Raw genomic sequence first — 25671 nt, forward strand, 5'->3', positions numbered from 1 at the left:
GTGATGGATAAATCAAGGCAGCAATTTGAAGAGATAATAAAGCAACTTAGCGACCCGTCAGAATTTGAATCAAAACTTAAACGTGCAAATAACGGGTTAAATTACGCTGACCAGCATGTAGATTTAATGTGGATTAGCTGGCAAGCATCACGCGAGAGTTTGGATGTTGAATTACCAGCTAAAGAGCCTAATCCGTCGCAAGATAATAGTTATGCCTTTGGGTATAACAGGGCTATTACTGAATCAGCTGAAATGTTAAAAAGACAGGGAGTGAAAATAAAAAATGGATAATTTCTTAGTAATAGAATTAGGTATGGGCGATAAAATACTTTCAACAATAGATGTTAAAGAGGTAAATAAAGTTGGCTTGGCAATATCTCCACGACAAGATAGTAAAAGAGATATTGGAGTAAAATTCAATCACCCAGAAGGTATTACGCTTAACGACTTAGAACCTTTGGTTTTTATTGTAAGCGATAATGTTAAATCATTTGAAGCATTGCGCGACCAAATAAATGACATCATAAATTTACTGAATAACAAAAATAATTAAACAAATAACCATGCAAATAATCGGATATGTATTACCCATGCTAATACAGGGTTCTGCTGTGCCTGTATCTGAGCAAATATACACACAGCAAGAATGCGAGAGCCGTGCTATGCAGATAATGATGGTGCGGGATGTTGAAATTAAGTGCGGAGAGGTGATTCGTGAAGTTCATAATTGGCGATAAAGTCAAAGTAAAGCAGAGTGACGACTTAGTAAGATTTAAAAATATAACATTCACAGTAATTGAAAATAATAATAATTATATTCATAGCGTTATAGTTCAAGATAAATATGGGACTATGGCTAATTTTAAACCTGACGAGCTGGAGTTAATCAATGAACAAATACACCGAACTATCTGACTTCAAGATTAATAGAAGAATCGCAGTTATGATTCATAAATATTCAGATTTCATCGAGCAATATGATAATAAAACTATTTATGTAGATGGTAATGTTTTCGACCCCTGCAACAATCCAGCCGACGCAATGCCGATTATTATCGAGAATGACATCGCTATATTTCCAGCGCACAAACTAGGAATAGAAAACTGGTGTGCTGCATCTGGCTTCTATGATATAGGAGAAAGAGAAGTTATATGGGGTATGGAGTCAAATAATAAAAACCCACTACGCGCTGCTATGGAATTATTTCTTTTAATGAGGGATGCGGAGAATAACAATGTAAATTAAATTAGGTAAACACGCAATAACATCTGACAAGTATCAATTCATTCTTAATGAAATTAAAACGATAAAAGAAGGTGAAAGCGCAGGTAAAGAAACTGGATTATATAAATGATTAGATTGACTTATCATGCTGTTTATGTGATAAATTTTTTGAAATTAAACACATATAGGGTAGTGAAAATGCAAAGTATAAAAAATAGGTTCTATCTTAGCCAAAGGGATGTTAAGGGGATTATAAACAAGCAACAAACACAAGTTATCAGGCATGCTGTCAGCGATATAGTAGAGTACATTTTTTCACATGTAGGCAAACAATTACACATCAAAGAGCATTATTTTATTTATAATGACATAGTCAAATATAATGCTTCTGAAAAACCAACAGAAGAGTATAAGCAGTTCAATGCTGCAGACATGCCAGATGAAATGGTAAGGTTAACTTTAAATATCGAACATGCAGAAGTTAAGCCGCTTTCAGAGCTAACTAACGATGACGCTAAAAGGCATGGACTTGAATCAAAAGAGCAACTTATCAAAAGGTATTGTTTAATAAAAGATATCAAAGAAGCTGATAGAGTTCTGATTTTTAATTTCTCTCATACTTTACGAGAATAAAAAAGGTAATGAATGAAAAAATACAAACTGCTGTATTGTGATCCCCCTTGGCAATACAGCAATAAAGTTTCCAACGGTGCCGCCAATAACCATTACCAAACAACCAGCCTATTTGATTTAAAACACCTACCCGTTCATACCATTGCCGCAGATAATGCAGTCCTTGCCATGTGGTATACAGGTAATTTTGTGCAAGAAGCATTTGAGCTAGCCAAAGCGTGGGGCTTTACCGTACGAACGTCAAAAGCGTTTACATGGGTTAAGTTCAATTCACTAGCTCATGAACGTTTTGATAAAGCCCTGCAAAATGGCACTCTGTTTGATTGGCATGATATCCTGGATCTACTCAATGCAGAAACCAAAATGAATGGTGGTAACTACACCAGGGCCAATAGCGAGGATGTATTAATAGCCACTCGCGGCAGCGGCTTGGAGCGCATGAGTGCCAGCGTTAAACAGGTTGTGTTTAGTTGCTTGGGTGAACACAGCCAAAAGCCTTGGGAGGTTAAAAATAGGCTTGAGCAGTTATACGGTGACGTTAATCGCATAGAATTATTTGCGCGTGACATGTCGCAAGGTTGGGACGCTTGGGGCAATGAATGCCCGAATAACAGCATTGAACTTATTGGGCCACAATTTATAACTAAGGAGGCCACGATTGATTGAATTCATTTTGATAGCGTACGCATGGATTGCAGGATATGTATTCTCTGCAATTGGTGCAGATAACGACAGCCGCCCAGTAATTATAGAGCGGCTTTTTTATTCCATACTTTGGCTGGTGGTTGGTGCATCAATGTTATCAACTTTACTGGCCACAAAAGTTTTAGGCTCAGAAAAATAAATCTCTTAAATTTTACCCCTCTCTTTTTCTATCCAACCATCCACCATATTAGCCCACTGCTGTAGCATATCGCGGCGCTGCTCTGCATACTCTGCTTTGTTATAAACAGCACGTACGCCTTTTTGCTCATGGGCTAAACACTTCTCTATCCAGTCAGAATTGAAGCCAGCCTCATGTAGCAATGTGCTGGCTGTTCTCCTCAGGTCATGTACCGTCAACGGCTCAAAATTAATCCCTTTATCATTAATGCGTTTAATAACACCAGTGATCACATTGTTTAATGATGCATTAGACATATGCTTGCTAACATCATGTCTACCTGGTATCAAATATTCACTCCCCATAGCACAGGCCTTTAAGCCAATGAGAATATCGTAGGCTTGCTCAGATAAATAAATTACGTGCGCCCTTCTTCCTTTCATCCTCGCCTTAGGTATGATCCAAGCCCTTTCCTCAAAATCTATTTCACTCCATGTCGCTTTTATAAATTCACTTTTTCTAACCAACGTTAATATCACAAACTTAACAGCCAGCTTTAGTGTTGGATAACAGCTATAATTTTCTAACTCATTAAAAAATATTCCGACTTCTTTAGCTGTCATTGCCCTATCACGTGCCTCGAAGGTAGCTATTGAAGAGGCTTTAATGCTACTAACAGGGTTTTCTATCTCATAGCCACGATCAATCACGTAGTCGAACACAGAGCCAACAATTTCACGTATCTGCAAAGCCGTTGCCTTGCCGCCACGCTCCTTAATTTTTTCACATAAGGCCCTAACCTTTTGTGTCGTGATTTCTTCTAGCTGTAGTTTACCCAGTGTTGGGTATAGATCCCTTTCGACAATAGCAGTCTTCATATCTAGCGTGCTGTCTGCGAAACGGGTTTCTGATAGGTATTTGACGGTATAGTCTTTTAGGGTTAACCCCACTTTACGTTTTGTAATACCGTCTCGCTTCTGTGAAGCTGGTGATACGCCTGCGTTCAGCGTCTTTTTGGCGTCAATTAGCATTTCCCTTGCTTCTGCAAGCGTAATACCGTCATCGCTGTAGCGTCCAAACGTTATCGTTTCTCTACGCCCGTTAAATCGGTAATCATATCTAAATGATATGGAACCTGTTTTTGTAACAGCAACATACAAACCGTCACGATCAGCTACCTTGTATAGCTTATCTTCTGGCTTTAAGCTCTTTAATTTTTTATCGGTTAACACGTCGGTATTCCTTTGCGTGATACCGTCATTTTTATGTTTTATTCGACGGTATTGAGTTATCAATTTAGTCATTATTATTTCTGATACCGTCATATATACCGTCAAAATTATCGGCAATTGTCAACTGCTAAAAACTGTTAAAAACAAAAAGGCACCAGTAACTAACTGATGCCTTTGGATTTATCAATAACTAAAAACTGTTATCAACAATAACTATATTATTCCCACTCAATCGTCGCAGGTGGCTTGCCGCTGATATCATAAACCACGCGGGAAATACCATTAACCTCATTGATGATGCGGTTAGAAACGCGGCCTAAGAAATCATATGGTAAGTGTGCCCAATGAGCAGTCATAAAGTCGATGGTTTCAACTGCACGCAGTGAAACAACCCAGTCATATTTACGGCCATCGCCCATAACGCCAACAGAGCGAACAGGTAAGAACACAGTGAATGCTTGGCTAACTTTATGATATAAGTCAGCTTTATGTAGCTCTTCGATAAAGATAGCATCTGCACGGCGCAGTAAGTCACAGTACTCTTTCTTCACTTCACCTAATACACGAACCCCTAAACCTGGGCCTGGGAATGGGTGACGATATAACATGTCATAAGGTAGGCCTAACTCTAAGCCAATTTTACGCACTTCGTCTTTGAACAGCTCTTTTAACGGCTCCACTAAGCCAAGTTTCATGTCATCTGGCAATCCACCCACATTGTGGTGAGATTTAATGACGTGTGCTTTACCAGTTGCAGATGCTGCTGACTCAATAACGTCTGGGTAGATAGTCCCTTGTGCTAACCACTTGATATTTGGTAGTTTAGATGACTCTTCATCGAAAACTTCAATAAACACATGACCAATTTTCTTACGTTTCGCTTCAGGATCGCTGATCCCCGCTAAGGCATTTAAGAAACGATCTTCAGCTTTAGCATGGATAATGTTCAGGTCAAATTTACCTGCAAACATTTCCATCACTTGGTCTGCTTCGTTTAAACGTAATAAGCCGTTATCAACAAACACGCACGTTAAGCGTTTACCAATAGCGCGGTTTAACAGTAAAGCGGTAACTGAAGAATCAACACCACCTGACAATGCCAGCAATACGTGGTCATCACCGATTTGCTCTTTCAAGCGCGCAACAGTGTCTTCGATAATTGCAGCAGGTGTCCATAATGCTTCACATTGACAAATATCTTTGACGAAACGGGATAAAATATTTAAACCTTGATGAGTGTGAGTTACTTCTGGGTGGAACTGTACACCGTAGAATTTTTTCTCTTCGTTTGCCATGATGGCATACGGGCAGCTTGGTGTGCTTGCAATCGTTTTGAAGTCCGCAGGGATAGCCGTTACTTTGTCGCCATGGCTCATCCACACGTCTAAAACAGGTTTGCCCGCTTCATTGAGAGAGTCTTTGATATCCCGGAATAATTCACATTGTTCAGTGATTTCAACGTTTGCGTAACCAAACTCACGTTCACCTGAAACTTCAACAGCACCACCCAGTTGCATTGACATGGTTTGCATGCCATAGCAAATTCCTAATACAGGTACGCCTGCGTTGAAGACGTAGTCGGGTGCTCGTGGGCTATCATTCTCAGTCGTACTTTCTGGGCCACCAGAAAGAATAATACCATTTGGATTAAATTCTCGAATTTGCTCTTCTGTAACGTCCCACGCCCAGAGTTCACAATAAACGCCAATTTCACGGATACGGCGGGCAATCAGCTGTGTATATTGCGAACCGAAGTCAAGGATAAGGATGCGATGCTTATGGATATTTGTTGTCATTTGAGGAGAATTCCAAAAATTCAAGTCAAAAATAAAAATTGGTGATGTGCAATACATCAACACACCACCCTGTAAAGTTATCGGTTATTGTCCCAAACGATAGTTTGGTGATTCTTTGGTGATAGTCACATCATGTACGTGGCTCTCTTGAATACCCGCGCCACTGATGCGGACAAATTCCGCTTTTGTTCTCAGTGCGTCAATGGTACCACAACCCGTCAGCCCCATACAGGAACGTAAACCACCCATTTGCTGGTGAATGATTTCTTTCAGGCGACCTTTATAGGCAACACGGCCTTCGATGCCTTCTGGTACTAATTTGTCTGCTGCGTTATCAGATTGGAAATAACGGTCTGAAGAGCCTTTAGACATTGCCCCTAATGAGCCCATACCACGGTATGCTTTGTAAGTACGGCCTTGGAACAGGATAGTTTCACCCGGAGATTCTTCAGTCCCTGCGAACATCGAACCCACCATCACACACGCGGCACCCGCTGCAATCGCTTTGGAGATATCACCAGAGAAACGAATACCACCATCAGCAATAACTGGAATACCCGTGCCTTCAAGTGCTTCTGCAGCTTCAGCGATTGCAGTAATTTGTGGTACACCAACACCCGTTACGATACGCGTAGTACAAATAGAGCCAGGGCCAATACCGACTTTCACTGCGCTCACGCCTGCATCTGCTAACGCTTTTGCGCCTTCAGCTGTTGCAACGTTACCACCAATGATTTGTAAGTCAGGGTATTTTTGGCGAGTTTCACGAATGCGTTGTAATACACCTTCAGAGTGGCCGTGTGAAGAGTCTATCAGTAAGACGTCTACACCAGCTGCAACCAGCGCATCAATGCGCTCTTCATTGCCACCGCCAGCACCAACCGCAGCACCAACACGTAAACGACCTTGCTCGTCTTTACATGCGTTTGGTTTACGTTCTGCTTTCTGGAAGTCTTTAACGGTGATCATCCCTAACAGATGGAAGTTATCGTCGATGACTAAGGCTTTTTCTACGCGTTTTTCATGCATTTTTTGTAATACGATTTCGCGTGCTTCACCTTCTTTGACGGTAACTAAACGCTCTTTTGGCGTCATAACCGCGGTAACCGGTTGGTCTAAATCTGTCACGAAACGCACATCACGGCCTGTAATGATACCGACTAATGAATTGTCTTTCGCCACCACTGGGTAACCTGCGAAACCATTACGTTCAGCCATTTCTTGCACTTCGCGGATAGTGGTATCTGGGGTAACGGTGACAGGGTCAGTGACAACACCACTTTCATGTTTTTTCACGCGGCGAACTTCTTCCGCTTGACGCTCGATAGACATGTTCTTGTGGATAAAGCCAATCCCACCTTCTTGAGCCAAGGCGATTGCAAGGTCAGATTCAGTGACGGTGTCCATTGCTGCAGAAAGCATTGGAATGTTCAGGCGGATGTTTGCAGTCAGTTGAGTAGAGAGATCAGCTGTATTTGGTAATACTGTTGAGTGTGCAGGAACGAGTAATACGTCGTCGAAAGTTAGTGCTTCTTTTTTAATGCGTAACATAGGCAATATCCCACCAGGCAGCGTTATGGAAAGGTATAAAATATTGCCGCGGCATTATACACACCGTAATCGGTTGCTTCCAGCCTTTTTTTGAAAAATTACTTGATAACTCCGATAGCTAGGTTAGTATTTAGCGATTAAGTCCTTGTTTTAAAATTTGATCTGGCTCACATGTCGACTTCACAAAATAGTGCAATTTTTTCTGTTAGTAAGCTTAACCTTGCCGTGCGCGAACTTCTTGATCAGCAAATGGGGCGGATATGGCTAACTGCAGAAATTTCAAATTTTTCCCAGCCTAGTTCAGGTCATTGGTATCTGACGCTAAAAGATGACCGTGCACAAGTTCGTGCGGCGATGTTCCGTGGGCAAAATGCACGGGTAACCTTCCGTCCTCAAAATGGGCAACAGGTTTTAGTGCGCGCCACTGTCACGCTATATGAACCCCGCGGCGACTACCAGTTAATTATTGAGAGCATGCAACCTGCGGGCGAAGGGTTATTGCAACAACGTTTCGAGTTGCTAAAACAAACGCTAAGCGCGCAAGGTTTATTTGATACACGGCATAAAAAACCGTTACCCAGCCCAGCAAAATCTGTGGGGATTATCACCTCTGCAACGGGTGCGGCTTTGCACGATATTTTAAATATTCTTCGCCGTCGTGACCCTTCACTGCCGATTGTTATCTACCCCACGGCGGTTCAAGGGGATCTCGCCCCTGCTCAAATCGCACGTATGATTGAATTAGCAAATTTACGCCGTGAATGTGATGTATTAATTGTTGGCCGCGGTGGCGGTTCATTAGAAGACTTATGGGCGTTTAATGAGGAAATCGTCGCAAGAGCGATATTTTCGAGCCAATTACCCATCATCAGCGCTGTAGGCCATGAAACTGACGTCACCATTGCAGATTATGTGGCGGATGTGAGAGCACCGACACCATCCGCTGCCGCGGAACTGGTCAGTCGTAACCAACAAGAAATGCTCCGCCAGATAAAATCAGCACAACAACACCTTGAAATGGCGATGGACTATTACATCGCAGGGCAACAGCAACGCTTTGCTAAGCTTCATCACCGTTTACAACAGCAACACCCGCAGTTACGTTTAGCAAGACAACATAATCAGTTGAATTTATTACAGCAAAAACTTGCACAGTCAATGACTCGTCAATTGCAAACTGCCTCAGTTAAATTTGATAGAGCCAATCGTCGTCTGCAACAAAACGATTTACGACCACAATTGCAAAAACAACAGCGCCACTTACAACAAGTTCAATACCATTTACAAAATATGATGACGCAATTAGTGAACAGTTACAGGCAACGTTTTGCAGTTGCGTGCTCAAAAATGGAAGCTGTTAGCCCATTAGCAACACTGGCTCGTGGCTTTAGCATTAGCGAAACACCTGATGGCGCAGTTTTGAAAAAAACCACCCAAGTTAAACTGGGACAACAGCTACGTACGCGCTTAAATGATGGTTGGGTAAAAAGTGAAATTACCCATATTGAAAAAGTAAAAGCAAGGCGCGCCACAAGAAAAACAAATTAACTGTTTTATGGGTTTCATCTTTTTAATTTAATGAAACCCATATTTTAACCCTAATTAGAAACGAATTTGCCCACCCAACATATAGGTACGCCCTCTTGCCGTCGCATTGTGTTTACCACGTTCCTCCATAATTGCTGTCGAATTTGAACGGTTTAGTGCATCAGAATAATTTTTATTTGTTACGTTATTTATTGTCATCATCAATTTGACGTTCTTGTTGATTTCATAATCGGTGTATAAATCAATCACGGTTGGCTGCTTTTCATATTTATCTTTTAAAGCATTCCCTTCATTATCTACAATAGATTCAACACCAATACGTTTGGATGGCCCTGTCCATGTAACCGTCGTTCCCAATGTTAACTTTTCATCCAATAAACGGACACCTGTATCTAAGGTTAGATAATAATCAGGTAGTTCCGTAAAATCTCCTGCACTAAAATCTGCGGTTTTCGCAATGGACGTAGGCTGGTCTCCAGTCTCTTTTGTATAAGAAAGCATTGAATAGAATACACCTGCATCATAGTTTGCTTGCAGTTCATAACCACGCAAATTAACGTCTTTTATTTCATTCGAATAGATATAGCTTTTTTGAGTAATATTCGGAAATTCGTTGTCCCAAACATCATCGTTCATCAAACACCATTCTAATTCAACCGCATTTGTTGGCTTACACAATAAATATGGCTTGCTCGTAATGTAATTTTTAATTTTTGTATTAAACCACAACGCTTTCAGATTAAATTGGTCGCCTTCAACAAATAAATCAGGTTTTAAACTGTTAAACCCAACCTGCCACGTATTTGCTCTTTCACCTTTTAAAAATGGGTTCATACTTTGTCCGCCATTTTGCGAATAAAAAACTTCCTGTGAATTTGGTGCCCTCATTGAATGTGCATAACTCACAAAAGGCTGGAATTCAGGTATGATTTCAGCAGAAAGTAATACTCCAGGGTTAAAACCACTCTCTTTTAAGTTAATATTAGCTTCTTCCTGAGGGAAACATTTTTCAGTTTCATCGCAAGCGGGTTTATAACCTTTTAAACGGTAGTGCATATAATTCAAATCAAATACCGCCGTATAAATATCGTATTTCGCTTCTAGTTGCGTATAACCGCTGGATAAATCCAGTGTGCCTTCTGGGGAAAAAGGGTTATATTTTAATGTGTCATCATCAATAACTGAGCTTACTGTCTTTTGGTATTTCGTTTTCGATAATTTAGAACCGATTTTCCATTGAAAATCGACATCTCCATAAGAAAATCGGCTCGTATTTGAGATATTAAGGCCATCTGCAATATTTTTAGACCCGCCCTCTCTCAAAGCCCACCCAAGGGAATCCCCTTCAAACTTTTGGTTGCTATTACTGTGGTTTGCCAACACCTCAATATCCACTAGTTCATTTAATGGCGTATATTTATATTTAAGGTAATAATCTTCACTATCAATTTTACGGCGAGTTAATTTATTTTGTAAAAAACGGCCGCTAAACTCTAATTCATGTGTATCATTGGGTTTATATTTTAATTTGGTTAATTGTGATTGAGGCTTTTGTTTGAACGTTGAATCCGTTGCAAAATCATCACTGTCATATCCCGCACCATTTTTATAACTTCCGGGAATATTGTGACCGCTGATGGCAATTAAACCACCAAAATATCCTTCCCCATCATTTAATAATGTTTTTCCTGCAACGGAAACCATACCGTTATAGCCAAGCCCGTTATCTCCCCAACTTCCTTTGCTACGTAGTCCATATAAATTATCTTTAAAAATTACATCATCAATACCAAGAGTACGAAAGTTTGCGCTACCAGCTAAAGCATTCACACTATTACTGCCATTTAATTGCCCTTTTTCTACATCAACTTCAACAATAAAATTAGGGTCAATTAACGCGCCGAAATCATTATTGGGCTGTTGCCCATGCGTGTATTGGCTAGGCGAAATACCGTAGTAACTTTGTGTGACACCATCCACCATCATATTAACGCGACCAAAACCACTCAGGCCACGAATGTTCACGTTGATAGTACCTTGGCTGCCATCCATTTGGGTGTACGTCCCTGGCATAGTACGGATAATTTTATCCATACCTTGTAACTTATTTTCAGTTCCAACAGCACTGTAAGCACCTGGTTTTTCCAGTGCTTTAACCAAAGGCGTTTGTTTTTGCGCACCTGAGACTTTTAATTGGCTAAATTTAACAACCTTTTCTTTACCTTGATTTTCTTGCTGTGTATTTTCAGCGAAAGCAATCCCCTGAGCACCAGTAAAAACCATACTCGCACTCAATATTATTATTTTATTTTTCATTTAAACCATTCCTGTAAACGCAATATTTCTATTCACGCCCACAGTGCATTCCAATATAAAAAAGATAAATTCAATACCCATAATTGAATTATCAAAAAATGTTTCCCCCTAAATATATTCACACATTTAGGGGGTTATTATTAGATTGAATAAATTATTTTAAATAAGGAAAGTATTTAGCTTTATCTTCTAGCATTAAAAGAAAACTGTAATCCAGAGCAATATCATCAAGTGCATTAAAACGCCCAGATTTCCCGCCGTGCCCTGCGTTCATGTTAGTTTCCAATAATAATAAAGAATTACCTTGTTTCATATCGCGTAATTTTGCCACCCATTTAGCGGGTTCCCAATATTGAACTTGAGAATCATGCAGGCCTGTGGTGACCAACATATGTGGATAACGCTGTGCTTTAATATTGTCATAAGGACTATAGGATTTTATGCGCCAATAAGCCTCTTCATTTTCAGGGTTTCCCCATTCATCATATTCCCCAGTGGTCAATGGAATAGAAGGGTCAAGCATTGTCGTCACAACATCCACAAATGGAACCGCAGAAACCACGCCTTCATATAACTCAGGCGCCATATTCACAATCGCCCCCATTAATAAACCACCTGCACTCCCCCCCATCGCATAAATATGCCCTTTTTTTCCATAACCTTGGTCAATAAGCGCATTGGTCGCATCGATAAAGTCAGTGAAGGTATTCATTTTATGAATAGTCTTTCCTTGCAAATACCATTTTTTACCCAGTTCACCACCACCACGAATATGTGCGATAGCATAGACAAAACCGCGATCTAACAGAGACAATCTTGATGAACTAAATGAAGGGTCCAAACCATAACCATACGCCCCATAGCCATAGATAAGTAATGGGTTTTTGCCTTGTTTAAAGAGGTCTTTGCGATAAACCAGTGAAACGGGGACTTTTACGCCATCGTTAGCCGTTATCCATAAACGTTCACTTTGGTAATTTGCCTTATCAAAATTTTTGATATCCTCTTGTTTTAGTAACTGTTTTTCTTGCGTTTGCATATTGATTTCATACACAGAAGACGGCGTAGTCATCGATGAATAGCCATAACGCAATTTGTTAGTATTAGGTTCTGGATTATTTGATATCCATGCCATGTACGCAGGGTCGTCAAACGTCACATAATTTTCTTGCTGAGTTTGCCAATCAATTTGGCGAATATTCACCAAACCATTCGCCCGCTCTTCAAGCACTAACCAGTTATTAAAGAGTTCAAATCCTTCTAAATCAACATCATCGCGAGGAGCAATCAACGTCGACCACGCCGAAAAATCATCATGTTTTTCTGCATTGTTATTAGTGTACAAACCAAATAATGGGTTTTGATGGTTTGAACGAATATAGAATTTCCCATTGAAATGATCAGGGTAGTATTCCACACCCGTTTGGCGAGGTTTAAAGGTTTCAATCGCTTTATCAGGTTGGTTAGCATCGATAATCCGATATTCTGATGTCTCAGTACTGGTAATGCCAATAAAAATGATCTCTTTCGAAGTCGATTTGCTTAAACTCACGTAAAACGTATCATCGTTTTCTTCATAAAGCAGTTTGTCTTGCGCTTGTTTTGTGCCTAACTTATGGCTAACCACTTGATATGGTAATAACGTTTGCTTGTCTTTATTCACATAGAATAAAGTTTGGTTATCATTCGCCCAAACAATATTGCCTGATGTATTCATCAACACATCATTTTGCCACTGGCTTTCATTAATTTTACGAAATGAAACCGCGAATTCATTACGCCCTTGTCTATCCTCTGCAATTGCCATTATCGTGTTATCGGGTGAAATTGTTAACGCCCCCATACGATAATATTCTGTACCTTCCGCACGTTGGTTACCATCGACTAAAACAGTCCATTCACCTTGGCTATTTACAGGGCGTCTTTCATAAATTGCATAATTTTTTCCAGCAACAACACGAGTGCGATAAGTATAGCCATTAAAATCGTACGGAACTGACTCGTCATCTTGTTTCATCCGTGAGAATAACTCGTCATAAATCGCTTTTTTTAATGACTCTCCTGATTTAAGCTCTTGCTGTGTATAGGCATTTTCTTGGGTGAGATAGTCAATGACCTCTGGCGCTTTACGCTCGTCATCCCTTAACCAATAATAGTTATCGACACGGGTATCTCCGTGGATTGTCATCGTATGTGGCTGCTTTTTGGCCATCGGTGCTGTCATTCGTTCCTCCGCAAACACTGCGCTTGTCTGTAATCCCAATAATGCAATAAGACAAAATTTAACGGCTCCTGATAAGCCTGACAATCTATTTAAGTGCGTTCGCATTTTTTACCCTGATTATTTATTTTCAATCGTAAAATCAATCGGCAATTCCACCGTCACTTTGCCTTGAGTTAACATATCGGCAGGGGGTACTGGCAAGGGCTCAGCTCGAGTGAGTACCCGTTGCGCTTCTCTATCTAATGAGTTTGTACCTGAGCTTCTGACTAATGCACTATTCACGATATATCCCTGTGCATCTACCTCAAATTTAATCACGGGCCTTCCAACGCGATTACGCCGTCTAGCATCTTCAGGATAGCGTTTAAATTTATTCAGTTGCCCAAGAACTAGCGCTTCCCATTGGCGTTGCTCATCATCTGATTGAGCATGACTGTTAAATGCAGCCGCAACGCGATCTGTTTGTTGCTTTGCCGCCGCATCGCTTGTCACTGGGGCAGCACTGGCTTTTGAGTTATCACTTTCCAACTCGCTAATTCGCTTATTTTTCACGTCCTTGCGTTCTTTTTTAGGTACTGGCTCAGTTTTCTTTTTTTCCACCTTTGTCACCAACACTTCAGCCTCTTCGTTAATTGGCACTGAAGGAGTGACAACATCATCCATAACCGATTCTTGTGCTTGGCTTGCTATCGCGAGCTCTTGAGTTTCACCGATATTAGTTTCAGTTAACTGTTTAGCTTGTGATTCAATGGAAATTTCCATAACCACTGAAGGTGGCGGTAATAAATATTGCCAATCATTTTCCGTAATTTTAAAAAAAAGGAGAATAACCGCAACATGCAGAATAACAGCCAAAGCAAAAGCGCCACTGGTTTTCGTCGTTCTACCGTATTCTAAAGTGATCGTCGACATTTTAATCTTTCATGTAACAACAAAGAACGCAAATGATAATCAATAACAAATGCAAATGAAAACCATTTATTACAAATAGTGCTAATTCATTCACATTATTAATATTTATTTAGCTTAATTAGCCTGACTATTAATCACTTGTTGGGGTATACCAGACGTAATCAGCATGTAAATTATCAATCTCACTGCCTTTTTCAGAGATAATTAATACCTTAAATTCAGTTTCTGGTGATAAATCTTGTAAGTGAAGAGGCACGCCAATCGCACGAGTTGCATGATATCCACCCGCAAACAGTAATGCAGGTTGTGGTGCGTTAATTAAAGCGTTAGCCATTGCGCGGTCACGCATTTGTTGGATAACCGTCATTTTGGTGACTTGTTCAGCTGTCAATTCACCACCATGTGAAGATTCAATCGTTTTACTAATAATCTCTTGTACAACGGGTTGAGTTGAATGTGCTCCCGTCAATTTAGGCGGATTTGCATAAGCCTTTGTAATCACATCTTTATCTAAGTTTGCGGCTAACACAGGATAAGGTTGCACTAATACATGTTTAATCAGCTCGCCGTACTGCTCCCATGGCCAACCCGTATTCCATTTGATCGCTGTTTGTAGCCGCTCATCACGAATATAAGCATTTCCCTGCAATTCCGTTTTTGCTCTATTGAATTCTTTTTGTTGCGATGGTGTCATCATCTCTAGTAAAACCGCACCTTGCGGCCTGACCTGCTGCATTTCTTGGACTAACCACTGCTCTATTTGATGGTGATAACGGTTGTCATGCTTTTCGCCCACAATCACATGGGAAGATTGAGCGAGTTGTTGCACCAGTTGTTCTGGGGTGAGTGATTTCCCTGAAGATAAATCAATCAATTGATTTTTTTCTACGAGTTTATGATCGAGTTGAAGTGTTTTTTGCGGGGATTTCTGAACACACCCCACCAGTAACACTAGGCCTGCCAGTAATGTGATTGTTTTTCCAATAAAGCGTTTTGATATCATTATTTTATTTTCCAGTATGCAGATGAAGCACACAAAATACAGATAATGATAATCATTTTCAATTAAAAAAGGGCCTCATATAAATACGAAAGCCCTTTTATGCTTAATTTAAATACAAACCGACTGCCATATTAGAGTGGGTTAGTTTGTGCCTCAACAACCGCCAGCGCCACCATGTTCACGATACGACGAACAGAGGCAATTGGCGTTAAAATATGCACAGGTTTCGCTACACCCATTAATACTGGACCGACAGTCACACCATCAGAACTGGTCACACGCAGTAAGTTATAACTAATACGTGCAGCTTCCATCGTAGGCATAATTAATAAGTTAGCAGACCCTTTTAATGGGCTATCTGGCATCACATCTTTACGAATGGACTCAACCAACGCTGCATCTGCATGCATTTCACCATCAATTTCAAGGTGCGGATCACGTGCTTTGATCATAGCTAAGGTATCGCGCATTTTTTGTGCAGAAGGACAATCGGAAGAACCAAAACTTGAGCGTGATAATAAAGCCACTTTTGGCTCAATACCAAAGCGACGTACCGTATCTGCAGCCATCAAGGTAATTTCGGTCAACTCTTCAGGGGTTGGGTCTTCATTGACGTAAGTATCGGCAATAAAAGTGTTACCGGTTGGCAGCAATAAGGCGTTCATTGCACCTGCCGTATGGACGCCTTCGCGGAAACCAAATAGATCTTTTACCACTTCATAGTGTTCGCCATAACTGCCTACTGTACCGCAAATCATACCGTCAGCTTCACCACGTAACACCATGATACCGCCAATTAACGTAGGGTTATTGATTACGGCACGGCGAGCCATTTCTTGCGACACCCCACGACGCTTCATGATTTGGTAATATTCTTGCCAGTATTCTTTATAGCGCGGGTCATTTTCATTGTTGACCACTTCAAAATCTTTGCCTAATTCAATATGTAGGCCCAGTTTCTGAATACGCATTTCAATAACACTTGGGCGACCCACTAAAATTGGGAATGCCAAACCTAATGAAACCAGCTCCTGCGTTGCATGCAATACGCGCTCTTCTTCCCCTTCCGCTAAAACAATGCGTTTTTTCGCTGTTTTCGCTTGAGAGAAAATCGGTTTCATAAATAAATTTGTTTTATAAACAAATTGGTTTAATTTTTCGATATAGGCATCGAAATCTGCAATTGGGCGAGTGGCCACACCTGAATCCATCGCAGCTTTCGCCACCGCGGGGGCAATCTTAACAATCAGACGTGGGTCAAATGGTTTAGGAATGATGTATTCTGGGCCGAAAAATAAGTCTTGATTGCCATATGCTGAAGCAACTTCTTCACTTTGTTCTGCAAGTGCCAAATCGGCGATAGCATAAACACAAGCCAGTTTCATTTCTTCGTTAATAGTCGTTGCCCCAACGTCCAGCGCACCGCGGAAAATGAATGGGAAACATAATACGTTATTAACTTGATTTGGGTAATCAGAGCGGCCTGTACAGATAATGGCATCTGGGCGAACTTCTTTCGCCAGTGGTGGTAAAATTTCAGGTTCTGGGTTCGCCAGCGCTAAAATGAGAGGGTCTTTCGCCATCGTTTTCACCATTTCTGGTGTCAATAAGCGTGGTCCTGAGCAGCCTAAGAAAATATCCGCATTTGGAATAGCATCAGCTAAAGTACGTTGACCATTATCTTCAATCGCATAAGCGGCCTTCGTAACATCCATGCGTTCATCACGGCCTTTATAAATCACACCTTTTGAATCACAAACTGTGATATTTTCACGTTTAAGGCCTAATGCAACCAACAGATTCATACATGCGATTGATGCAGCACCTGCACCCGAGACCACTAAGCGAACATCGCCAATCTCTTTTTTCACAATACGCAGGCCGTTAATTACCGCTGCTGTACAAATAATCGCCGTACCATGCTGGTCATCGTGGAACACAGGAATTTTCATGCGCTCACGTAATTTTTGCTCAATATAAAAGCACTCTGGCGCTTTGATATCTTCTAAGTTGATCCCACCAAAGGTCGGTTCAAGTGAGGCAATAATATCAACCAATTTATCAGGATCAGTTTCATCGACTTCAATATCAAAGACATCAACGCCAGAAAACTTTTTGAATAGAACCCCTTTCCCTTCCATAACGGGCTTACCCGCTAAGGCGCCAATATTCCCTAAGCCAAGAACAGCTGTTCCGTTTGATACCACTCCCACCAAATTACCTTTCGCTGTATAACGATAGGCTTTAAGTGGATCATCAGCAATTTCAAGGCATGGCACAGCAACGCCAGGAGAATACGCTAAGGCAAGGTCACGCTGGGTCGTTAAAGGTTTTGTAGGGGTAACCGTGATTTTCCCTGGATGTGGAAACTCATGAAAATCAAGAGCACTTTGTTTTAATTTATCATCCATCGTCAAGTCCTTTCAAAATAGGTAAGGTAAGAGCGATAACAGTATAAACACATCTCGCTAGCAAATCATGATCATGCTGGCAATTTCCAGAAAAATCTTTTGATAAGCAGGAATTTGCAACAGCAGACTGGATAAAACATCTGCATTTAAACGTATCATTTAGCTTTTTTCTCAGACGACATGGTGAGGTGAACCTCTAGCCTATTTAATTAAATAAAAAACATACTATGAATATAATCATTATAAATTGATAATGTATATGTCACTTAACTTTTTACTTAATTAATACATTAATTATATATTAATTAATTCCGCCCTTATTATTCATTAAGTATCATTTAAATTATTCAAATTACCGATATTAATTTTCGAAAATTAATGTATTATCAAAAATCAGTAAAAGTTATCTTAATTTCATATTTAAATTGCGCTTTACATATTCTATCTCAGCAATGTCAAATAATATTACACATATTAAACTCATAGCCATTAGCATATTAAATAATAAAAATGGTTATATTAACGTCAAAATAGTGATTATTTCTATCACACCTGTCCAAATAGTTCGTAACGTTTCAGACATAACAAAGGAACCCTCTATGTCTAATTACACAGTAATGATTGTTGATGAGCACCCTATTATACGCTTTGGATTGCGTCAGCTCATCAATACCGATGAACACTTCGTTGTAATGGCAGAAAGCTGTAATTGTACCGAAGCATTAAGTATTGCAACACATCTACAGCCCGATCTTATCGTGATAGATACCAATATGCATGGCAATAAAACCTTTGAAACCATTCGGATGCTCCGCAAACAATGCTTAAATAGCTATCTATTAGTTTTATCCGCATCTACAATTAAAACCGATATATACGGTGCTATTGATGCAGGAGCCCAAGGTTATTTATTAAAAAGTAGTGAACTTGATATGCTATATTACAGCATGAAAAAGGCCTCTGTAGGGCAACATGTATTCAGTGAAAAAATTTATCAACATTTAATGACTCGCCATCAATCTAATGACCCACTATCCACATTAACACGAAGGGAATGTGAAATTCTGCATGAGCTTGCCGCGGGGTTAAAAAACAGAGAAATTTCTAAGTTACTTTTTATTTCTGAAGAAACCGTTAAAGTACACATTCGAAATATTCTAAAAAAACTGCGCGTGCGTTCTCGACTCGAAGCCAGCTTAATTTACATGCGTTCAAAATAACCAATATGAATTATTCAACCACTCATTTATATAATAAGTATTGGTTATAATGATTATATAAGACATTCATTATAACCAACGTAATAAATACCTACTTTTATTTATATTGTTGGGGGTAGACCCATAATGCATTTTCCCGCATTATGTAAGATAAATCATTTGCTTTAGAGGAAAACTGTATGTCTAAAACCCCTTCTTCTCCTTATATCATGTACGGAATTAAAAACTGTGACACCATCAAAAAAGCACGTCGCTACTTAGAAGACAACGGGGTCGACTATCAATTCCATGACTATCGGGTTGATGGCCTAGACGATGCCTTACTTTCTGTATTGATGGAACACATTGATTGGGAGGTTTTAGTCAATAAACGAGGCACAACATGGCGTAAACTCAGTGATGAGCAAAAAAATGCAGTGGTTGACGCAACAAGTGCAAAACAAGCATTACTTGCTGAGCCAGCAATGATTAAACGCCCTGTTTTAGTTTCAGCAGATAATCGCTATCTGGTCGGTTTTAGTGCCGATGAGTACCAAACTTTTACTCAGTAGTTAGGTGGTATAAATGGATTGTCCTGTTATTCAATTAGCAAAAGAGCTTATTTCACGCCCCTCGATTAGCCCTGATGACCAAGGCTGCCAAGCATTACTCACCGAAAGGCTACAAAAAATTGGTTTTACCGTTGAACCAATGCCCTTTGGTCATACACTCAATTTTTGGGCTCACCGCGGTACTGGAACAACACTCGCGTTTGCAGGTCACACTGATGTTGTTCCCGCGGGCAATAGCGAAAACTGGCAAACGCCACCATTCACTCCAACAATTATTAACCAACATCTATATGGTCGTGGCGCAGCAGATATGAAAGGTTCTGTTGCCGCTATGATTGTAGCTGCTGAGCGTTTTGTCGAAAAACACCCTACTCACCAAGGTCGTTTAGCCTTTCTGATTACCTCTGATGAAGAAGCTGACGCCCATGATGGCACAGTTAAAGTTGTTGAGGCGCTGATCCAGCGTAACGAAACCGTTGATTACTGCTTGGTGGGTGAGCCCTCTAGCCAATCAACGCTAGGCGACATCATCAAAAATGGGCGCCGTGGTTCTATTACCGCTGATTTAACTATTCTTGGTACACAGGGTCACGTTGCTTATCCACACCTCGCCGATAACCCTGTCCATCGTGCAGCAGCCTTTTTACAAGCGCTAACGACAACAACATGGGATAACGGTAATGCATTTTTCCCTGCAACTACCATGCAAATTGCCAATATTCATGCGGGTACAGGGGCGAGTAATGTCATTCCTGGTGAATTATTTATTCAATTTAACTTCCGTTTTAGTACAGAGCTAACAGACACTGTAATTCGTGACAGGGTCACAGAAATGCTTTCGCACTATGGACTAGAATATAAAATTGAATGGTCGTTATCTGGTCAGCCATTTTTAACGGATAGTGGCAAGTTAGTTTCGGCAACCTTACAAGCAATTCAAGAATTAACAGGCCGTACTACGGAATTATCCACCAGCGGTGGTACCTCTGATGGTCGATTTATCGCACAAATGGGGACACAAGTCATAGAGCTGGGGCCTTTAAATGCCACAATCCATAAGGCTGATGAATGCGTTAGTATCGATGATCTACAGCAGTTGGCTTTGATTTATGAACGGATAATGGAGTTACTCATTCTATGATCACCATTGAAATGCTCACTGGCCGCTCAACGGATCACTTGGTCACTCTGGGGGGGCCTCACCGTTTGCAATTTAATGCAACCAAAGCCTTTCTTGCAATGCAGCAAGCCGCAGCAAAAGCAGGCTTTAAATTACAATCAGCCAGTGCGTTTCGTGATTTTTCACGGCAACAACTGATATGGAATGAGAAGTTTTCAGGTAAACGCCCTGTGCTGGATGCCAACAGCCAGCCCCTGGATATTACCCAACTTTCTGAAGGTCAACTTTGTGAGGCCATTTTGCACTGGTCTGCACTACCTGGTGCAAGTCGTCACCATTGGGGAACTGAGATTGATGTTTATGACCCCTTACGCATTCCAGCTGGGCAGACGTTGCAATTAGAGCCTTGGGAGTACGACACAGGTGGTTACCTTGCACCGCTAAATGATTGGTTGTCAGACAATATGGCCACCTTTGATTTTTACCGTCCTTTCACTGCAAGGGATTCAGGTGTTGCCTATGAACCTTGGCATATTAGCTATTGGCCGCTTTCACACGAAGCAGAACAATTGTTAACACCCGAGGTCATCAAAAATGTTTTGGAAAAAGAAGATATTCTTGGGAAAAATTGGTTAATCAATAACCTAGGCTATATTTTTAACCACTATATTAAAATTCCAGAGTAACGTTTAACCCTTCTTTTTAATTCAATGCAACCCCATAAGCAGATATTGACTTATGGGGTTGTTTTATCACGCGTTTGTATGGCCTCGTCAACGACAGGTAGCCGATACATAAAATAAAGCAACCAACAAAGTAATCCAAACAAGCCTATTTTCAACCACAAATAGCTCACAACCCAAATCGATAATGAAAAAGTGAGTAAAATCAAAATAATCGCTTTAGGCTTAGCACCTTTAGGCAGTCCTCTATACTTCTGCCAATGACGTAAATAACCACCAAACCAAGAGCGATACAATAACCACTGATGAAAACGCGGCGAGGAGCGTGAAAAGCACCATGCAGCGAATAATAAAAATGGCGTTGTTGGTAAAATAGGCAATACTACGCCTGCAAATGCAAGCGCCACCGCCAGCCAACCCAAAATAATAAGAAGGATTTTTTTCAAATTTGCCTGCGCTCCCTTGCAAACTCATGTAAACGTAAAAACCCTGATAAATATGTGGTAACTCACAGTAATATCAATGATATACTGTAATCGCAAATGGGTTTAGTGAAAAGTCGCTTTTCCCTGTTTAAACCCATCAGTGAAATCGTTGAGTTATATCGTGTCACTCTCATTAGTGATATAAACACAATATAACTGGCTCGACGAAAAAGCAAAAATGATAAATGGTGATAAAAAATGCAATGGCTAGCAGACTACTGGTGGATAATTCCGCTTCTCTTGGTTGGACTGATTTGGAACTCCGTCAAAGAAATGATGAAGCTTGACCCTAAAAAGTTTCTTGATGATAAACCAGAGGTTCCTCCCCACAAAGATAATAACCACCTGTGGGATGATGAAGATGATTGGCCTAAGGACAAAAAGTAATCACCTTTTGAACAATCTCAGATAACAGCGCTGGCTGGTATTGCCTGACAAAAACACCAACCTGCTTTCGCACACAATCCAACCACTGTTTTTTGCCTGTTAGCTTGAATTCTTCGCATATTTGAGACAGTGGCTTATCCTGTTCGAAATAATGTCTTAAAAGAGGGGCTGGATCAGAATATTGAGCCAAAAAGCGCAAAATAGCACTTTGACTGGCTGCAACTGGCCGCTTAAACTCACTAAAACCAATAAGTTCAACCCAATCTTCTTGATTAAGCTGTTGTTCATCCGTTGAACAAAGGGGGAAATCCGCTAAATCTCTTCGCCAGTAAAGATCCCGTTGAAGCAAGATTTTACCGTATTCGCATAATTGCTTAGCGCTTGAGGAAAGCGGTAAAATCGCCATCGCTGTATAACACCCGCTACTTGCTTCTTTCTGTGACCCAATACGAAGTAAACTAAACCCTGCTTTTTGCCAAAATGCATATAAATCAGGCGTTAGGCCAAAACTAACAGAAAGAAAATCAATATCTTGTATGATACAATCCTGCTTTTGTTGTTCGACTAATGTCAGACCAATTTGCTGGCGACGATAATGTGCATCGACAGCAATGCGCATCACCCTTCGCGACTTCCACTGTGCTGCCTGCGGAAAATAACTATGCGCCGCTAACGATTGAGCGACTAGATTCCCTCGAGGACGACGTAAACCCGCCCAAACTTGCCAACTTAATTCTTCATCTAATAACCCCTCATCCACCATCCATAGCGCAGCTAAATAGTGTTCATCCATTTGTTGGCTAGAGGCGGCCATGAAATGCTGTTTGTTTGCATCTAATAAACGACGTAAATCTAATGGTGATGTTCGATAATGAGCACTCATTAACAAACCATAAAATGCGGTTAATTTACGCTCATTTCTTGCCAATTCGTCCTGGCTAATTGATTGATATTCAATAATCGAATGCGAAGTCAAAGTTGAATTTGAAGTTGAATTTGGCTCTTGCAATAACAGTGCTTGATTTAGCCATTTTTCTAACGGGTCATGCCGTGCAAAACGAATCGGCTCATCGAGATTTAAAGGCGTAAAATTGGGTAAGCTTGCACAAAACTTCAACACAAAACCGCGCCCTGTACCTTCATAACCATCAACCGTGGTCGTTAATAACACACGAGGAAAATAATCAACTAATTGGCATAATATATAGTTCGGGATAGCAGCGGCCTCATCGATAACCAACCAATCTGCTGTTATTTTATGACCCGCTTGACAATAAGCGAGTAAAGCATCTGGCGCCCAAAAATGCAGTGGTTTAACAGCATGTTGTGCTAGCACTTCAGTGGAGACTTTAGCGGGTGCACAGCACCAACATTCCCCTAGCCATTGTTGTATTAGCTGACCTGCGACCGTTGATTTCCCACGGCCTCTTGGCGCAATAATCCCCCAAACCCCTGTTGACGCTGATAATAGTTGATTTAAGGCGTGCTGTTGCTGCGCTGTTAATTGCCCAGTTGGTGGTAACCAAACAGGGCTATTGCTCAGTAATTTTACGCGTACTGTATTGCCTTGCTGGTAAAAGATGACATCATCGGAGGCGCACATAGCACGTTGCAAATGGCGCACAAAATTGGGTGTTGAGATCATGCCATGCTGTTCATTCCAGCGCAGACTATCAATGTCTAGGTGATTAGGCCATGTCTCTTGCGCTACCGTGCAAAAAACCAGCAAACTGCCCGCCTTTAGTGAGCCTGCTAGCATCGCAAGTGCTTCACTATGAATACCCTTGCGTGCATCAAAAATACCATGCAAGAATTCACGTCCTAACAATAAGTGAGCATTCTCTGGTAACACACTGTTAGATAAATCAGAGGAAAGTGTCAGCCAATCCCCTGTTAAGGTGGTTTGTAGTTCAACTAACCGCTGAGTAATCCATTCATCGTCGCCAGATAAAACCAATAAGCGGCGAAAACCAAACATACGCAGCTGCTCAACGCAGGCAGACAGCAAATCATTCATGAGGTGATTAAGATTTCCCAATTAATAATGATAATATCCCTGCAGCAATCAAAGGCCCAACAGGCACACCTCTAAATAAGGCAACACCAATCACGGTGCCAACAAGCAACCCAGCGACAGTCGAGGGTTGGTTTGACATTAACGCGACCCCGCGGCTCCCTAACCAAGAAACCGCGACACCAATGACGATTGCCAGAATGGATTTCCAATTTAAAAATGAGCCCAAGACTTCACTCGCGCTGATTTTACCACTCGCAATCGGAGCCATTACCCCAATAGTTAAAATCAAGATCCCGATGGTTAATCCATACTTTTCAATCCAAGGAAAATAATTATTTAGTGGTGTTATTCGTACAACCAATAAAAATAACATGGCAAGTGTTACTGTCATATTATGGCTAATTATTCCTAACCCAGCTAAGACCAAAAGAATGATTAATGTGGGGTCAACGTGACTCATAGATTTTTCCCTGTAGAACTGGCAATTTTTTGTAAGTAGCAAAATAACTTATTTTAAAACATGTTATTGGGTCATTAGTTAAGAAGCAAATAATTACATCAACTCTTTTTATTATTAGCCATATTCACTATTAAATCTGTGTTTTTATTCACCTAAACATGAAGTTTCAAATACGCATGAGTAACAATGGGGGATTTTGATACAAATAAGCATCAAAAACCCAAGAGCGGGATATGATTAAAACTCGCGTCATGCTCCTTTTAATGAATCTCCACCTCCCAGTATAATCCATGGCAAACAAGCAAAATGAAAAAATAAACCATGACTGCACTGGAATTTAACCTCTCGATTGAAAACTTAAGTTAAATTCTTGGAATATTCATCACTCTTTATTTTTTTATCTGCCTTTTTTTTTGATTTTCCTCACTATAAACACCAACTCGTAGAGGGTTTTCCTGAAGTTTGCATCACATGTCTTATCCCCCCAGAAACGCATCAATTATTGCGTATAATGCCCCAGAGCAATCAATACACAAAAACTTATAACCTAGCATTATTTATCATTTTAATGTTTTACATGCTTGTGCGACATTCAGCACAATTTCAACTCTAGGATTGAAAACATGACCCAAGCATTACCCCTTTATTCAAATGCACGTTTTATTGCGATCCGCTTACTTCCAGGTGACGACGTTTTATTAACCTTAAGAAAACAGATTGCCCTACATGGGTTCCAAGCCGCCTTTATTGCAGGCTGTGTAGGGAGCCTTACGAATGTTGCATTACGCTTTGCTGGCCAAGAAGATGCCGACCATATCCGTGGAAAATTTGAAATTGTTTCATTAATTGGCACCTTAGAAGCCAATGGTGAACACCTGCATTTATCCGTTTCTGATGAAAAAGGCCACATGCGAGGCGGTCATATGATGCCTGGTTGTAGTGTTAGAACAACATTGGAATTAGTCATTGGTGAACTTGAAAATATTGCCTTTACACGGGAACCCTGCTCCCTTTCTGGTTATGAAGAACTTGTTGTTATTTCACGCTAATTTTTCTATTTTATTTTGCAAGGAA

General features: G+C 40.6%; 24 protein-coding genes. 13 read left to right on the plus strand and 11 right to left on the minus strand.

Annotated features, from left to right (window positions below; genetic code table 11):
- Positions 1 to 3 precede the first annotated feature (3 nt).
- From M1F05_RS11175 to M1F05_RS11200, 6 genes are all read left to right on the plus strand, one after another.
- Positions 4 to 291, plus strand: coding sequence for a hypothetical protein (locus tag M1F05_RS11175; protein WP_206086588.1), 288 nt, complete (start codon positions 4 to 6; stop codon positions 289 to 291).
- Positions 284 to 553: a hypothetical protein gene (locus M1F05_RS11180; RefSeq protein ID WP_206086587.1), complete on the plus strand. Its 270-nt coding sequence runs from the start codon at positions 284 to 286 to the stop codon at positions 551 to 553. The genes M1F05_RS11175 and M1F05_RS11180 overlap by 8 nt, the downstream gene beginning before the upstream one ends.
- A gap of 336 nt (positions 554 to 889) precedes the next feature.
- Positions 890 to 1246, plus strand: coding sequence for a phage protein NinX family protein (locus M1F05_RS11185; protein ID WP_206086586.1), 357 nt, complete (start codon positions 890 to 892; stop codon positions 1244 to 1246).
- A gap of 177 nt (positions 1247 to 1423) precedes the next feature.
- Complete coding sequence (locus M1F05_RS11190) at positions 1424 to 1858, plus strand: hypothetical protein (RefSeq protein WP_206086585.1); 435 nt, start codon at positions 1424 to 1426, stop codon at positions 1856 to 1858.
- A gap of 12 nt (positions 1859 to 1870) precedes the next feature.
- Positions 1871 to 2524: an MT-A70 family methyltransferase gene (locus M1F05_RS11195; protein WP_206086584.1), complete on the plus strand. Its 654-nt coding sequence runs from the start codon at positions 1871 to 1873 to the stop codon at positions 2522 to 2524.
- A complete protein-coding gene (locus M1F05_RS11200; RefSeq protein ID WP_206086583.1) occupies positions 2517 to 2702 on the plus strand; it encodes a hypothetical protein in 186 nt (61 codons plus the stop codon). Before M1F05_RS11195 ends, M1F05_RS11200 begins: the two co-directional genes overlap by 8 nt.
- Positions 2703 to 2707: 5 nt before the next feature.
- Here the strand turns inward: M1F05_RS11200 and M1F05_RS11205 are convergent, their stop codons facing one another.
- The 3 genes from M1F05_RS11205 to guaB all read right to left on the minus strand — a co-directional run bounded on the left by M1F05_RS11205 (position 2708) and on the right by guaB (position 7260).
- A complete protein-coding gene (locus M1F05_RS11205; RefSeq protein ID WP_206086632.1) occupies positions 2708 to 3913 on the minus strand; it encodes a tyrosine-type recombinase/integrase in 1206 nt (401 codons plus the stop codon).
- Between the two features lie 218 nt (positions 3914 to 4131).
- Complete coding sequence (guaA, locus tag M1F05_RS11210) at positions 4132 to 5709, minus strand: glutamine-hydrolyzing GMP synthase (RefSeq protein WP_206086582.1); 1578 nt, start codon at positions 5707 to 5709, stop codon at positions 4132 to 4134.
- A gap of 84 nt (positions 5710 to 5793) precedes the next feature.
- Positions 5794 to 7260 carry an IMP dehydrogenase gene (gene guaB / locus M1F05_RS11215; RefSeq protein WP_206086581.1) on the minus strand — a complete coding sequence of 489 codons (1467 nt, stop codon included), beginning with the start codon at positions 7258 to 7260 and terminating at the stop codon, positions 5794 to 5796.
- A 171-nt stretch (positions 7261 to 7431) separates the two neighbouring features.
- Between guaB and xseA the strand changes: the two genes are divergently transcribed.
- Complete coding sequence (xseA, locus tag M1F05_RS11220) at positions 7432 to 8808, plus strand: exodeoxyribonuclease VII large subunit (protein WP_206086580.1); 1377 nt, start codon at positions 7432 to 7434, stop codon at positions 8806 to 8808.
- Between the two features lie 54 nt (positions 8809 to 8862).
- On the opposite strand, the gene M1F05_RS11225 is transcribed toward xseA, so the two are convergent.
- From M1F05_RS11225 to maeB, 5 genes are all read right to left on the minus strand, one after another.
- On the minus strand, positions 8863 to 11124 hold the full coding sequence (locus M1F05_RS11225; protein ID WP_206086579.1) for a TonB-dependent receptor: 2262 nt from the start codon (positions 11122 to 11124) through the stop codon (positions 8863 to 8865).
- A gap of 154 nt (positions 11125 to 11278) precedes the next feature.
- Positions 11279 to 13453, minus strand: coding sequence for a S9 family peptidase (locus tag M1F05_RS11230; protein ID WP_206086578.1), 2175 nt, complete (start codon positions 13451 to 13453; stop codon positions 11279 to 11281).
- Between the two features lie 12 nt (positions 13454 to 13465).
- Entirely contained in the window at positions 13466 to 14260 is a 795-nt protein-coding gene (locus M1F05_RS11235) for an energy transducer TonB (RefSeq protein ID WP_206086577.1), read from the minus strand.
- A gap of 130 nt (positions 14261 to 14390) precedes the next feature.
- Positions 14391 to 15263 carry a ChaN family lipoprotein gene (locus M1F05_RS11240; RefSeq protein WP_206086576.1) on the minus strand — a complete coding sequence of 291 codons (873 nt, stop codon included), beginning with the start codon at positions 15261 to 15263 and terminating at the stop codon, positions 14391 to 14393.
- 131 nt (positions 15264 to 15394) lie between these two features.
- Complete coding sequence (gene maeB, locus M1F05_RS11245; RefSeq protein WP_206086575.1) at positions 15395 to 17674, minus strand: NADP-dependent malic enzyme; 2280 nt, start codon at positions 17672 to 17674, stop codon at positions 15395 to 15397.
- A gap of 599 nt (positions 17675 to 18273) precedes the next feature.
- Here maeB and M1F05_RS11250 point away from each other — a divergent pair.
- The 4 genes from M1F05_RS11250 to M1F05_RS11265 all read left to right on the plus strand — a co-directional run bounded on the left by M1F05_RS11250 (position 18274) and on the right by M1F05_RS11265 (position 21251).
- Positions 18274 to 18894 (plus strand): LuxR C-terminal-related transcriptional regulator, encoded by a 621-nt coding sequence (locus M1F05_RS11250; protein WP_206086574.1) that lies wholly within the window; start codon positions 18274 to 18276, stop codon positions 18892 to 18894.
- Between the two features lie 179 nt (positions 18895 to 19073).
- Positions 19074 to 19445, plus strand: a complete 372-nt coding sequence (locus tag M1F05_RS11255; protein WP_241016903.1) for an ArsC family reductase — start codon at positions 19074 to 19076, stop codon at positions 19443 to 19445.
- 13 nt (positions 19446 to 19458) lie between these two features.
- Complete coding sequence (gene dapE, locus M1F05_RS11260; RefSeq protein WP_206086573.1) at positions 19459 to 20586, plus strand: succinyl-diaminopimelate desuccinylase; 1128 nt, start codon at positions 19459 to 19461, stop codon at positions 20584 to 20586.
- Positions 20583 to 21251, plus strand: a complete 669-nt coding sequence (locus M1F05_RS11265; protein ID WP_206086572.1) for a M15 family metallopeptidase — start codon at positions 20583 to 20585, stop codon at positions 21249 to 21251. Before dapE ends, M1F05_RS11265 begins: the two co-directional genes overlap by 4 nt.
- A 50-nt stretch (positions 21252 to 21301) precedes the next feature.
- Here the strand turns inward: M1F05_RS11265 and M1F05_RS11270 are convergent, their stop codons facing one another.
- Complete coding sequence (locus tag M1F05_RS11270; RefSeq protein ID WP_206086571.1) at positions 21302 to 21694, minus strand: DUF454 family protein; 393 nt, start codon at positions 21692 to 21694, stop codon at positions 21302 to 21304.
- A gap of 237 nt (positions 21695 to 21931) precedes the next feature.
- Here M1F05_RS11270 and M1F05_RS11275 point away from each other — a divergent pair, with 237 nt between their 5' ends.
- Positions 21932 to 22120: a YpfN family protein gene (locus M1F05_RS11275; protein WP_047757402.1), complete on the plus strand. Its 189-nt coding sequence runs from the start codon at positions 21932 to 21934 to the stop codon at positions 22118 to 22120.
- On the opposite strand, the gene M1F05_RS11280 is transcribed toward M1F05_RS11275, so the two are convergent.
- Together M1F05_RS11280 and M1F05_RS11285 are read right to left on the minus strand one after the other, a co-directional pair.
- A complete protein-coding gene (locus tag M1F05_RS11280) occupies positions 22104 to 24137 on the minus strand; it encodes a tRNA(Met) cytidine acetyltransferase TmcA (protein ID WP_206086570.1) in 2034 nt (677 codons plus the stop codon). The two genes, M1F05_RS11275 and M1F05_RS11280, sit on opposite strands and share 17 nt — an antisense overlap.
- Before the next feature lie 7 nt (positions 24138 to 24144).
- Complete coding sequence (locus tag M1F05_RS11285; RefSeq protein ID WP_206086569.1) at positions 24145 to 24597, minus strand: DUF441 domain-containing protein; 453 nt, start codon at positions 24595 to 24597, stop codon at positions 24145 to 24147.
- A 623-nt stretch (positions 24598 to 25220) separates the two neighbouring features.
- Between M1F05_RS11285 and M1F05_RS11290 the strand changes: the two genes are divergently transcribed.
- Positions 25221 to 25646, plus strand: a complete 426-nt coding sequence (locus tag M1F05_RS11290; RefSeq protein WP_206086568.1) for a PPC domain-containing DNA-binding protein — start codon at positions 25221 to 25223, stop codon at positions 25644 to 25646.
- The last annotated feature ends 25 nt before the right edge of the window (positions 25647 to 25671 follow it).

The organism is Providencia sp. PROV252 (genome assembly GCF_033676005.1).
Classification (GTDB): Bacteria; Pseudomonadota; Gammaproteobacteria; order Enterobacterales; family Enterobacteriaceae; genus Providencia; species Providencia vermicola.